Origin of the sequence: Aliidiomarina sp. B3213, assembly GCF_003290085.1 — a bacterium.
Lineage (GTDB): Bacteria > Pseudomonadota > Gammaproteobacteria > Enterobacterales > Alteromonadaceae > Aliidiomarina.
Map to the genome: position 1 here is coordinate 440252 of NZ_QMKJ01000001.1, position 13010 is coordinate 453261.

At 43.9% G+C, this 13010-nt stretch carries 8 protein-coding genes and 1 tRNA gene; 7 read left to right on the forward strand and 2 right to left on the reverse strand.

Going from position 1 to position 13010, the window contains the following annotated elements:
- Nucleotides 1–13 precede the first annotated feature (13 nt).
- The 4 genes from DQX04_RS02160 (at nt 14) to DQX04_RS02175 (ending at nt 6896) form a co-directional block, all read left to right on the forward strand.
- The gene (locus tag DQX04_RS02160) at nt 14–244 is read left to right on the forward strand and encodes a DUF2835 family protein (RefSeq protein WP_111914153.1); all 231 of its coding nucleotides are present in this window, start codon (nt 14–16) and stop codon (nt 242–244) included.
- Between the two features lie 186 nt (nt 245–430).
- Nucleotides 431–5269, forward strand: a complete 4839-nt coding sequence (locus DQX04_RS02165) for an NAD-glutamate dehydrogenase (RefSeq protein WP_111914154.1) — start codon at nt 431–433, stop codon at nt 5267–5269.
- A gap of 3 nt (nt 5270–5272) precedes the next feature.
- Nucleotides 5273–6298 carry a quinone-dependent dihydroorotate dehydrogenase gene (locus DQX04_RS02170; RefSeq protein ID WP_111914155.1) on the forward strand — a complete coding sequence of 342 codons (1026 nt, stop codon included), beginning with the start codon at nt 5273–5275 and terminating at the stop codon, nt 6296–6298.
- Between the two features lie 58 nt (nt 6299–6356).
- Nucleotides 6357–6896: a cell division protein ZapC domain-containing protein gene (locus DQX04_RS02175; RefSeq protein ID WP_111914156.1), complete on the forward strand. Its 540-nt coding sequence runs from the start codon at nt 6357–6359 to the stop codon at nt 6894–6896.
- A gap of 54 nt (nt 6897–6950) precedes the next feature.
- Here DQX04_RS02175 and cls read toward each other — a convergent pair whose 3' ends face one another.
- Entirely contained in the window at nt 6951–8384 is a 1434-nt protein-coding gene (cls, locus tag DQX04_RS02180) for a cardiolipin synthase (RefSeq protein ID WP_111914157.1), read from the reverse strand.
- Between the two features lie 92 nt (nt 8385–8476).
- Nucleotides 8477–8553 (reverse strand) — tRNA-Met (locus tag DQX04_RS02185).
- Nucleotides 8554–8721: 168 nt separating this feature from the next.
- Between DQX04_RS02185 and rlmKL the strand changes: the two genes are divergently transcribed.
- The 3 genes from rlmKL to DQX04_RS02200 are packed head-to-tail and all read left to right on the forward strand — an operon-like array spanning nt 8722 to nt 13008.
- Entirely contained in the window at nt 8722–10851 is a 2130-nt protein-coding gene (gene rlmKL / locus DQX04_RS02190) for a bifunctional 23S rRNA (guanine(2069)-N(7))-methyltransferase RlmK/23S rRNA (guanine(2445)-N(2))-methyltransferase RlmL (protein ID WP_111914158.1), read from the forward strand.
- Nucleotides 10844–11083 carry a glutaredoxin family protein gene (locus tag DQX04_RS02195; RefSeq protein ID WP_111914159.1) on the forward strand — a complete coding sequence of 80 codons (240 nt, stop codon included), beginning with the start codon at nt 10844–10846 and terminating at the stop codon, nt 11081–11083. Before rlmKL ends, DQX04_RS02195 begins: the two co-directional genes overlap by 8 nt.
- Nucleotides 11080–13008 carry an ATP-binding cassette domain-containing protein gene (locus tag DQX04_RS02200; protein WP_111914160.1) on the forward strand — a complete coding sequence of 643 codons (1929 nt, stop codon included), beginning with the start codon at nt 11080–11082 and terminating at the stop codon, nt 13006–13008. The genes DQX04_RS02195 and DQX04_RS02200 overlap by 4 nt, the downstream gene beginning before the upstream one ends.
- Nucleotides 13009–13010 lie beyond the last annotated feature (2 nt).

Sequence of the window (13010 nt, forward strand, 5' to 3'; positions counted from 1 at the left end):
TGAAAATTTCATCATGCATGAATATTACTTTTCTATCGTTATGTCTGCGTTAGATGTAGAGCATTATTACTATGGCCAAGGCGGTAATTCAGTGGTGATTACCGCCGAAAATGGTTTACGCCTACAACTTGCTATACGACACATGGTTCCGTTTATTTCCCGTAACGGTATTCGAGGTCGTTTCAAGCTCTGCACCGACCAGAACCATAAGTTTGTTTCCCTAGAAAAAATTAGAGATTTTTAAATTCATTTATATTCATGGCTAAGTCGTTTTTACCGATAAAAATGGCAATTAAGTGAATGTTCATTCCATCCTTAATTAGACAATTAAAATAACTTGTCACACCAGCGGTTCTTACGTTGCATTTCTCGTTATAAAGTCCGAGAATAAAAGGACTTTGCACTTCTTCTTATACACAAGGATCAAACCATGGCATCGGTGAACAGTCAGCCCCCAGTCCTCCTTGAGAAAGTTTTTGAAGTTGTTCGAAACAAGTTGCCGAAAACAACGGCGGAACTTGTGGAAGAGTTTACAAAAAGACTTTATCGCAATGTTGCAAACGACGAGATTATTGGTCGTGACCACAGCAATATTTATGGGGCGGTTGTATCTTTATGGCATAGCTTTAACGACTACCACGCAGACAAGAAAGCTCAAATTCGTGTTTATAACCCGGAGGTTACGAAGCACGGCTGGGAGTCGCCCAACACAGTTATCGAAGTTATCCAAACAGACATGCCATTCATGGTTGATTCTGTGCGTATGGCATTGAATCGATTCGGTATTCAAGCGCACTTATTCTTGAATGCTCCACTGGCGCATAAACGCGACAAAGAGGGCAATATCGAGTCGATTGTCGAAGAAGGTAAAACGGATAAAAACGCGCAAACTGACACAGTTTTTCTTATTGAGATCGATCGTCAGTCTTCGACCGAAGATCTTAAGGCACTCAAAGATGAACTAACGTCGGTTATGAGCGAAGTGTATGCTGCAGTTACTGACTGGCAGCCCATGAAGAAAAAGCTGAAAGAAATCTCTCAGAGTTTAGATGAGCGGAACTTCCCAGGCTCTAAAACCGAATTAGAGCAGTCGAAAGCATTTTTGACGTGGCTTGCTAACGACAACTTCACGCTTATGGGTTATCGAAGCTATGTAGTAGACGCAGTAGAGGGTGACTATGAAGTACGCCAAGTAGAGGGTACTAGTCTAGGTTTAATGCGTAATACAGTTACCGATAAACCTCGACGCTTAGCCGATCTTCCGAAGCTTGCGCGCCATGCGGCATTAAGTAGTGACGAAATTCTATTGCTCACCAAAACGAATACCAAGTCGCGGGTTCATCGTCCGGCATATACCGACTACATCGGTATTAAGCGTTTCGACAAGAATGGTAACGTAATTGGTGAAGACCGTTTTATTGGACTTTATTCAGCGAGCTTCTATAACGACAGCGCCATGGATATTCCAATGGTACGAGAAAAGATTAAGTCTATTCTCGATAAGTCTAAATATGGGCCTACGTCTCACGCCAGTAAGGCGCTTCTGAATATTCTTCAAACCTACCCAAGAGACGAAATTGTTCAGTCGAAAGAAAGTGAATTGCTCGACATCGCGCTAGGTATTTTACAAATTCAAGAACGCGACATTACGCGCGTATTCTTGCGTAGAGATATTTTTGGGCGATTCATTACGGCAATGGTGTACGTGCCGAAAGAACGATACAACACAGCATTAAGACAACAAACACAACAAATTTTAGCGAGAACGCTTGGCGCAACCGGAGACGTAGACTTTACCACTTACTTCTCTGAATCAGCTTTGGCGCGCACGCAGTATTCAGTTCGCGTAACCGACAGTGGACAGGACATTAACGTGAAAGAATTAGAACAAAATTTAACTGAAGCATCGCGATCGTGGGAAGACAACTTAGAGAGTCAATTAGTTGCAGCTCACGGTGAAGCGAAGGCGCGCTCTATAGTGAAGCGTTACGCGCATGGTTTTCCACGCGCATATAAAGAAGATGTTTTACCTTCGGTGGCATTAGCGGATATCGCACAGCTAGAGGCATTAAACGACGAACATAAATTGGGCATGCTATTTTACCGCGCTCAAGAAGTTCAAGACGATTCGAATCGTGTGAAGTTGAAGCTTTTCCATAAAGACGAGCCGATTCACTTGTCTGATGTACTGCCGATGCTAGAAAACTTTGGTTTACGAGTTATCAATGAAAGCCCGTACCAAATTAAAACCCATGAAGGTAATGTTTTCTGGATCCTCGACTTCTTTATGGTGCATACGTCTGGGCCACTGGATTTAGAGAAAACTAGAGATAATTTCCAAGACGCTTTTGGTCGTGTCTGGACCGGTGACTACGAAGACGATGGCTTTAACCGTTTAGTTTTAGGCGCTGGAATGACAGGGCGTCACGTAATTATTTTGCGTATGTTCGCTAAATACATGCGTCAAATCGGGGTTACCTTCAGCCAAAGTTATATTGAAAGTGCGTTTACCCGTTACCCTAAAATCGGCAAGCTTTTGGTGAAATTGTTCTACACCAAGTTCGAGCCAGGTGTAAAAGGCGTAGAGAAGAAAATCGACGCTATTTTACAGCGTATTCAAACTGAATTAGACAACGTAGTGAGCCTAGATGACGACCGTATTATGGGTCGTTATGTAGACCTGATTAAGGCCGCGCTGCGCACTAACTTCTTCCAGAAAACGGAAGAAGGTATAGAGAAAAACTATATCTCTGTGAAATTTGCACCAGAGAATATTCCTGAAATGCCGTTACCGTTGCCAAAATACGAGATCTTCGTTTATTCGCCGCGCGTAGAGGGTGTTCACTTGCGTGGCGGTAAGGTTGCGCGTGGTGGTTTGCGTTGGTCCGACCGCCGTGAAGATTTCCGTACCGAAGTTTTAGGCTTGGTAAAAGCACAGCAGGTTAAAAATACCGTGATTGTTCCTGTTGGGGCAAAAGGTGGTTTTGTCTGTAAGCAGCTTCCTGAAGAACGCGACGAGATGTTTGCTGAAGGACAAGCTTGCTACAAAACCTTTATTCGCGGATTACTGGATATAACGGACAACATTCTTGAAGGTGAGGTTATTCCTGCTCGCGACGTCGTAGCTCATGACGAAGTCGATTATTACCTTGTGGTAGCGGCAGATAAAGGTACAGCGACGTTCTCAGACATCGCCAATGGTATCTCGGAAGAATATAACTTCTGGCTAGGTGATGCGTTTGCTTCTGGTGGTTCTGTAGGCTACGACCACAAGAAGATGGGTATTACCGCAAAAGGTGCGTGGGAATCTGTTAAACGCCACTTTAGAGAAATGGACATAGACTGCCAAACTACAGACTTCACCTGTGTCGCAATCGGTGACATGGCAGGGGATGTGTTCGGTAACGGTATGTTAGCGTCGAAGCACACCAAATTGGTGGGCGCATTCAACCATATGCATATTTTCATTGACCCAGACCCTGATCCGGCGAAGTCATATAAAGAACGTGAAAGATTATTTAACTTGCCGCGTTCTTCATGGACAGATTACGACACAAGTTTGATTAGTGAAGGTGGCGGCATTTTCAATCGCAGTGCGAAATCGATTGAATTGACCACTGAAATGAAAAAGCTGTTGGGTACACAGAAGCGCAGTATGACGCCTAACGAGTTAATTCGTGCATTGCTGCTGGCTGAAGTAGACCTCATTTGGAACGGTGGTATCGGTACCTATGTGAAGTCGACTAAAGAAACGGATATTGAAGTCGGCGACAGAGCAAACGATATGCTTCGTGTAAACGGTAAAGATCTGCGCACCAAGATTATTGGTGAAGGCGGAAACTTAGGTTTCACGCAACTTGGTCGTATTGAATATGCTTCACGCGGTGGCCGGGTGAATACGGACTTTATCGATAATGTGGGTGGCGTAGACTGCTCGGATAATGAAGTAAACATTAAGATTTTACTTAATGGTTTAGTTAACCAAGGTAAACTCACGCGCAAACAACGCGACCAGTTGTTGTACGACATGACCGACGATGTTTCACGCATTGTTTTAGAAGACTGTGCAAGACAAACACTCTCACTATCTGTGACGCAGCTGCGTGGTGCCGACCAAGTGAAGGAAATGCAGCGGTTTATTCATCATTTAGAACGCGAAGGTCAACTCGACAGAGCTCTAGAGTTCTTGCCTGATGATGATGAGCTTGCAGATCGCGTTGCTTCAGGTAAAGGCTTAACTCGTCCAGAACTGTCTGTTATTTCGGCTTATGGCAAAATGGTTTTGAAAGAATCATTAGCGATAGACGATATTGCGAAAGACCCGTTCCACGCGAAAGAGTTAGCGATGGCGTTCCCAGAGAAGCTAAGAGAGAAATTCTTGGCAGACATGGAAGAACACCCGCTACGTACTGAAATAATCGCAACCAAGTTAGCGAATAATATCGTGAACGATATGGGTCCTAACTTTGTTCAACGTAAACAAGAAGCTACAGGAGCTACAGTAGCGGAAGTTGCAGCGGCTTATATTATCTCTAGAGAAGTCTTTGACGCGCACAAGTTACGTGATCAGGTAGTGGCTTTGGATAATAAAGTGTCGGCAGACGTGCAGAACAGAATTCTGTTCCAAGTACGAAGAATGGTTCGTCGTACTACGCGCTGGTTCTTGCGTCATAAAAACCCTGCGTTTACTACGATTCAGGAAAATATCGATTTTTATAAGAAGGCGTTTGATGACTTAAGAAAGAACGCACTTTCTTACTTAAACGACAAAGAAGCGCAAGAGATTCAAAAAGAGATCGACGGATATACAGAGAAAGGTGTTCCGAAAAAGCTCGCAGAGCAGATTGGTCTTTTGAGTACTATTTTCTCGGCAATGGACATAGCGGAAATAGCAGAGAGTACTTCACAGAAAATCTCAACTGTTTCAGAGATTTACTTCCGCTTAGGTGCAGACATCCAACTGCATTGGTTCTTGCAACAAGTGAATGGGCAACCTGTAGCTAACCACTGGCAGGCGCTTGCACGAGCTGCATTCCGTGAGGAACTTGATTGGCAACAACGTTCACTTGCTACAACGGTGTTGAAGCTTTCTGACGAGACTAAAGATCCGAGTAAAATGCTTGAACTTTGGTACGAGAAGAACGACCAGTATGTTGATCGTTGGAAAACGATGCTAGCTGACTTTAAAACCACTAAAAGTCATGAATTTGCGAAGTTCTCTGTGGCACTTCGCGAACTCATGTTACTTAGCCATAATTGTGGTTCATAACTGATGCTGGGTTCTACTTATCCTCTTTTGCGTCGCTGGTTATTTACTCGCGACGCGGAAGAGTCTCACGATTTCGCATTGAAATGGTTGAGCAAGTTAGGGCAGTCCCATGCCGCATGGATGTTGAAGCAAAACGTCGAACAAAAGCCGGTTGAACTTATGGGAATTAAGTTCCCCAACCCAGTAGGTTTGGCCGCTGGCTTAGACAAAAACGCGAACGCTGTTGATGCCTTTGGAAAAATGGGGTTTGGCTTTGTAGAAGTCGGCACGGTTACTCCAAGGCCACAGCTTGGTAATCCGAAACCCCGTATGTTTAGGCTGCCTGAAGCTCATGCCATTATTAATCGCATGGGCTTTAACAATGGCGGTTTAGATCTCATGATGGCAAACCTTGAGCGCACTAAGTATAAGGGCGTACTCGGCATTAATATTGGTAAGAATAAAGACACACCAGAAAATAAAGGTGCGGAAGATTTTCGACTTTGTTTAGAACGTGTATACAGCAAAGCAAGTTACATTACCGTAAATGTCTCTTCGCCTAATACTCCTGGCCTTCGCGACATGCAGCATGGTGAACAGCTGGTTCATTTGCTGAAAACGGTTAAAGCAGAACAGGCAAAGCAGGCTGATATCCATCAGAAGTACGTACCTGTTGTTGTTAAGATCGCGCCAGATCTTTCAAAAGAAGCGGTATTTTCATTAGCTGACGTACTTTTAGAAGAAAAAATTGATGGTGTGATAGCAACCAATACAACTCTTGAGCGATCAGCCGTCGCACACTTGAATCATGCACAAGAAGCGGGTGGTTTGAGCGGACGTCCATTGCAAGAGCAAAGTGTTAATGTGATCTCTTGGTTGCGCGAACATTGTGGGAAAGATTTTCCGATTATTGGCGTGGGTGGGATTGAAGATCCAGTAACAGCTGCCGATAAGTTCAATGCAGGCGCAAACCTAATCCAGCTATATACTGGGTTTATATATCAGGGACCTTCATTGATTCCTAGAATTATCAATTCTTTAGGGAAATGATTGCCTGTAGATTCAGAAACAAGTAAAGTATTGGTAAACAACAATAAGAGATGTTTTCATGCAGTCTTGGCACTGGCGCTATAACAAAGAGCAGGAAGAGCTTTCTATAGAAATGGACGGTGGGGTTACACAAGCCCTAGAATATCGCCGTAAGCATTTGCGCCCAGACATGCCTGAATCAGCAAGTTTCTCAATGGAAGATGCGGAACTTTTCTCTAAGCTTCAAAACTATCAAGAAGACCACAGCCCGTTAGCGGCCTCAGAACAATTTTTAATTGCGCTTCATGGCGCCGCTATAAAACGTGCGGGCAAAGCGCTTATGCCGCAAAGTTGGCATTTTCAAACGGGTGTGATTGAGCCTTGGCCGGAAGACCACTTATTTTGTGCGTTAAACTCTGGTTTCGCTAAAGGTTGTTTTCTAATTATCGACCAGGACGACCGCACAGCATTATGTATGCTTGTAGACTCAAGTTTTGAAGTTGCAAGTACTAAAGTAATGCGCCGCTATGAAGTTATTCGTGTCTTAAAAGATCGGTTGTTAAGCCATGAATACCACGCGGTAGAAAAGCCAAGCGATCATTGGCAGCAATTTGCATAAGCTCGTTTTACGCTACCTTTAAAGAATTCACTCCCTTAATTTTCACGCTACCTTTTAAAGCAGTGGGCTTAAGAAATAGCACAGCCTTTCTACTATTTTGTTCAGCTTGTTTCGTTTGTACCAATGATCAGGAACAACACGTTCACTTTGTTCTAGGTAGTTGTTTAACAACGATTCTATTTGCGCACAGCTCTTGTCGTCATGAAGTGCAAACGTGAGCTCAAAGTTGAGTTGAAAACTTCTCGCGTCCAAGTTTACGCTGCCCACAAGCGCGAAATCACCGTCGATTAAAATGGCTTTGGTATGCAGTAAACCTGTTTTGAATAAGTGAATTTCCCCACCATTTTTTAGAAACTCCTCATAAAAGGAACGACTCGCCCAGCCTGCTAAGCGCGAGTCACACTTTTGCGGCACAACGAGTGTAACTTTGACACCTCGTTGAAGTGCATGACAAAGCGCATCGAATATAGCTTCTGAAGGAACAAAGTAGGGCGTACTTAATATGACATTTTGTTTAGCGCGATAGATAGTGACAAGCAACACCTGGCTAATCACATCTCGGCCGATATCAGGTCCTGATGGAACGATCGTTAAATAGTCGTCAGTATGCTCTAACGCTTTAGATAAAACCGGAAAACGGCGTTCACCTGTTTCTATTTCCCAATCCCAAGAGAATACTTTTGATACACCGAATGCAGCAGCCCCATTAAACTGAATAACCATGTCAATCCATGGACCGACTTGTCTGCCTATATTGAAGTATTTGGGATCAGCCATATTCATTGAGCCACTAAACGCGGTATGGTTGTCGATGATAAGTAACTTCCGATGCATTCTTAAATCGACTCGACGAAATATGTTCCGCCATAAAGACACTGGAAGAGCTGAAATAATCTCAACCCCAGCTTCTTCCATGCGTTTTAAATCTTTATGCCACATAAAAAAACGCCAGCTTCCTGCATGGTCAATTAAGAGTTCGACTTTTACGCCTCTCTCTCGTGCTGCTATTAGTGCGTCTGCAACCTCTACTACACGACCTTTGGCATACCAAATATAAAACGCAGCACGAATACTGTGTTGTGCGTTGTTTATTTCATGAATCCAAATATTAAAAATCTCTTCGGGCTCACTTAGCACTTTCAAGTCGTGGTAACAGAATCCACCGGTGCCCAAGTGCCGACTCATGATGTCGTATACCGCTTGGGCGATGGGTAAAGTAGGGCGCGAAGGGCTGTGACCTTTAAGTTGGGAAGTAAGGTTTGATAAAAACGGCTCTCTTATTTTTAATGCCCGCTCTGCCCGACGGGCTCCAAGCTGTATTTCACCAAAAAACAAATACAAAAGAACGCCAAATAGAGGCACAAGAACAATAATGAGAATCCAAGCTAACGAAGAACTAACGCTAGAGCGCTTTCTAAAGACTACGCGTAACAGTACTGAGGCAATGAACAGCCAGTATAAATAGAGCCCGAAATCGCTGAAAGCCAAAAATTTTCCTAGAGTAAAGTGTTTGAATTAATATAACGACTACTAGGATATTCGGCAATAAAGAAAGGGGAAAGAATCGGACTTTAGGAAAATGGTTGCGGGGGCAGGATTTGAACCTACGACCTTCGGGTTATGAGCCCGACGAGCTACCAGACTGCTCCACCCCGCGTCCGAGGATGCGAACTATAGGTGAGTGGCATCGATAAGGCAAGCATTGATTCAAAAAAACGTATCGTTCGCTGTTTTTTTGTTCAAACCCAATAAGAATCAGACGATTTGCAGACAGCTAAAGTGTTTCTGCGTATAATTTGTCGAAACTTTTAAGGAAACGCTTTTTATGCTCTCTTTGTACATATCCTGTGCTCACGGCCTCGAAGAACTCTTAGTCGAGGAGCTTGCCGAACATAGCTTCTCTGACTTAAAAAGAACTCATGGTGGTGTTTATTTAAAAGCTGAGCGCAATGCGATGTATCAAATGATGATGCACCTTAGAACAGCTAGCCGCATTTATCTCTACTTAGAACAATTTGAAGTACATGATCGGAACTCATTATTAAAAGCCGCGCAGTCGGTTGATTGGAAAAAGTATGTTTCGCCGGACGCTGACTTTGTTGTTCGCTTTCAAGGCACGAGCAAACAACTTCGACATTCAGGATTTTCCGCTCAAATTATTAAAGACGGATATATAGATTATTGGCGCGAATACGGAGCTCGACCGAATGTATCCAAAGACAACCCTGAACTAACGCTTTATGTAACGCTTTCTAAATCTCAAGCGGATTTTTATATCGACTTAAGCGGCCGTGGAATGCATGAGCGTGGTTATAGAACTGCCACAGGGCCTGCTCCAATTCGTGAAAACCTTGCCGCAGCTATTTCCATGCGTGTACTGAATCAGGTAAACCTAGCAGAACTAGACGTTGTGTTTGACCCGTTTTGCGGCAGTGGAACTCTACTGATTGAAAGCGCCATGATCGCTACTCAGTGTGCACCCGGTATAATTCGTGACAGTTACGGTTGGAATGGCTGGTTAGCGCACGACGAATCTGCGTGGCAAGAGGTTGTGGTTGCGGCACAGAATCGTTTTAACGATGGGTTAGCGAACTGCAAGACACGATTCGTGGGTAACGACATTGATCCAAGAGTCCTTGGGTATGCAGACCAAGCTATCCACGCTCTAGGTCTAGAGTCTTTGTTCGAATTCAACGCTGGAGATGCAAACAAAGACTCTACGTATGAGAATGTTTCTCAGTGTGAAAATGGGGTTTTAATTTGTAACCCTCCCTATGGTGAACGGTTAGAGTCGCCTCTCGCAGCGAGACAGATATTCACAGGACTCGGAGCACAGATAGCAAAACTTCCTGAAGGTTGGAAAGCAGGAATATTAGCGCCAGACGACACGACACTTAAGGCGCTTAAGCTCACTAGTCATAAAAAATACTCCCTTAAGAATGGTCCAATCGACATAAAATTGGGTCTTTATTTATTAGCCGGGCAAAAGCAGTTTTCGTCGCGTAGCAACAGCGACATAGCTAACCGCCTTTTAAAGAACTGGCAGACTAAGAAAAAGTGGGCGGGTAAAGAGGGCGTAGATGCGTTCAGAGTCTATGACGCAGACTTACCCGATTACAACGCCGCTATCGATTTTTATGCTGACCACTGGGTTATTCAAGAGTACCAAGCACCGAAGTCTGTTCCTGAAGGCAAAGCAGAAGGGCGTTGGTGGGACCTGGTTGACACTGTTTTAGATGTGCTTCCGGTTGATCCTGAGAAGATCTATTTAAAGCAAAGGAAGCGACAAAAGGGTATTGCGCAATATACTTCATCTACGGATGAAGAAGCGGTTCGTTTTGTAAGTCATGAATATAATGCTCAATTTTGGGTGAATTTAACGCAATACTTAGACACCGGACTATTCCTCGATCACCGGGTTGTGCGGCGTGATATTCAGAAGCGTGCCGAAGGTAAGCGCGTTTTAAATTTATTTGCTTATACTGGCGCTGCTTCTGTGCATGCAGCACTAGGAGGCGCGCAAAAAGTCACTACGGTCGATTTGTCTAAAACCTATTTAAACTGGGCAAAAGATAACTTCAGGCTGAACCATGTCACGATTGATAAGCATGACTTTATTCATGCAGACTGTAACGCATGGTTAGAAGAGGCCGCAGAGTCTGACGAGACTTGGGATTTGATTTTTTTAGACCCGCCGACGTTTTCGAACTCTAAACGGATGGAAGGGCATTTCGATGTTCAGGCGGATTACCTCAACCTGCTTTCGCTTGCGAAACGCTGCTTAAGCCCTGAAGGTATAGTTATTTTTTCGACTAATATGAGAAAGTTTAAGTTCGACGAGTCGGCCGTTTCAGAGCTCGGCTTTCGTATAGAGAATAAAACTGACGCTTCGATTCCATTCGACTTTAAGAAACAGCGCGCTATTCATTACTGTTGGTACTTGTTCAATGAATGATTTTTACCTGCTGATTAGCGACAACTGCCCTCTATGCAAGCTAGCGATACAGCAAATTCATAGTCAAGAGCTAGAAGAGCCTATCGCGTTGCATATGGTCGATATTCATAGCGATCCGGAGTTAGTTAAGGAATATGGTGCGCTTGTGCCTGTGTTGGTTCGAGAAAAAGACGACCAAGAAATGAAATGGCCATTTGAACCAACTGAATTGAAGGAATTTTTAAGTTTATGAGTGCTTTGGTACGCATGCAAAACGCTCAATTAGCATTCGGTCATGCCCCGTTGCTTGACCATGCTGAATTGGTTATAGAGTCGGGTGAACGGCTTTGTATCGTGGGTAGAAACGGTGCAGGTAAATCGACTCTGCTCAAAGTAATTTATAAAGAAGTTCAGCTCGACGACGGACAATTGCATTGGGAAAACGACACCCGAGTAGCAATGTTGCCCCAAGATCCACCAGCTAGGTCAGATAAGACTGTATTTACCTATGTAGCAGAGTCATTTACTGATGCTTATACCTTGTTAGAACAGTATGAAGAGCTTTCTCAGCGTCTCATCAACGAGAGTGACAACGCCAAACTCTTAGAGCAACTGTCTCGCGTACAAGAGAAGTTAGATGCTGTTGGCGGATGGGAATTACAACAGAGAATAGAGAGCACATTAACTCAACTGCAACTGGACCCTCATACGCAATTGAGCGCGCTTTCTGGTGGGTGGTTAAGACGCGTTGCAATGGCTCGTGCATTTGTTACCGATCCTGATGTGCTGCTATTGGACGAGCCAACCAACCATTTAGATATTGAAACTGTTCAATGGCTAGAAAAGGTCATTAAGAACTTCAAAGGCGCAATTGTATTTATCAGTCACGACCGTGCTTTTATTCGCTCTTTAGCCACCAGAATCATTGATGTCGATAGGGGAGTATTGCGCTCTTATCCTGGTAGTTACGATACCTACCTAGCGACTAAAGAGCACGAGCTAGAGGTAGAAGAAGCCCAAAACGCTGAGTTTGATAAAAAACTGGCTCAGGAAGAAGCTTGGGTGCGCCAAGGTATTAAAGCTCGCCGTACACGAAACGAAGGCCGTGTAAGAGCACTTAAGAAACTCCGCCAAGAAAGAGCTGAGCGAAGAAGTAAACAAGGGCAGGTAGCGTTCAGCGCGGGCTCTTCTGAAAAGTCAGGCAAAATTGTTTGGAAATGCGAACATTTAGGCTATCAAATTGAAGATAAACGCTTAATTAATGACTTAACACTGAACATACAACGCGGAGATAAAATTGCTCTAGTGGGTCCAAACGGAATTGGGAAAAGTACCTTATTGCAATTAATACTTGGGAACATTAAGCCCACAGAGGGCAAGTGTGAGCAAGGGACTAAAATAAAAGTTGCTTACTATGATCAGCATAGAGCGGCGTTAGACCCGGAAATGTCGGTTGCTGACAATGTCAGTGAGGGTAAGCAGGAGGTTGTTCATCAAGGACGAACTCGTCATATTTATAGCTACTTACAAGACTTCCTATTTACGCCACTACAAGCACGCGCCCCGTTAAAGTCGTTTAGTGGAGGAGAGCGGAATAGGGTCTTATTAGCAAAAATCTTGCTCTCTGACAGCAATCTATTGATATTGGATGAACCGACCAACGACCTCGATGTTGAAACTCTTGAATTATTAGAGTCTCTAGTTGTGTCTTATGACGGTACCGTGCTGGTGGTAAGCCACGACCGAGAGTTTATAGATAATACAGTGTCGACAGTTGTGCTCTTTGAGGGTGACGGAGTTCTCACTGAAATAGTGGGTGGCTTTCATGAAGTTAGACAGTACCTTGAGCACAAGTCAAAAAATAACAAGAATACGGAAAAAGAAACTCCTGCTAAGGGAACTAATACAGACAATACAAAGTCTGACAAAACCGATACTTTAGCTCAACCGCGGAAAAAGCTATCATACAAGCTGCAACGGGAGTTAGAGCAATTACCTGGGATTATAGAGCAGTTGGAAACAGAGCTTTCACAACGCCATGAGCAGGTAAGTAAACCGAATTTTTTTAATCAGGAACCAAGTGAAACGCAGCCTATACTCGACTCGATTACAGAGATTGAGAAAAAACTCGATGAGGCTATAGAGCGTTGGGATGAACTTGAACAATTACAGGGTTAATA

Excerpts from the sequence above, each read along its gene's own strand:
- DQX04_RS02175 (WP_111914156.1), top strand. The coding sequence starts at position 6,357 with ATGCAGTCTTGGCACTGGCGCTATAACAAAGAGCAGGAAGAGCTTTCT.
- DQX04_RS02165 (WP_111914154.1), top strand. The coding sequence starts at position 431 with ATGGCATCGGTGAACAGTCAGCCCCCAGTCCTCCTTGAGAAAGTTTTT.
- rlmKL (WP_111914158.1), top strand. The coding sequence starts at position 8,722 with ATGCTCTCTTTGTACATATCCTGTGCTCACGGCCTCGAAGAACTCTTA.
- DQX04_RS02200 (WP_111914160.1), top strand. The coding sequence starts at position 11,080 with ATGAGTGCTTTGGTACGCATGCAAAACGCTCAATTAGCATTCGGTCAT.
- DQX04_RS02195 (WP_111914159.1), top strand. The coding sequence starts at position 10,844 with ATGAATGATTTTTACCTGCTGATTAGCGACAACTGCCCTCTATGCAAG.
- DQX04_RS02170 (WP_111914155.1), top strand. The coding sequence starts at position 5,273 with ATGCTGGGTTCTACTTATCCTCTTTTGCGTCGCTGGTTATTTACTCGC.
- DQX04_RS02160 (WP_111914153.1), top strand. The coding sequence starts at position 14 with ATGCATGAATATTACTTTTCTATCGTTATGTCTGCGTTAGATGTAGAG.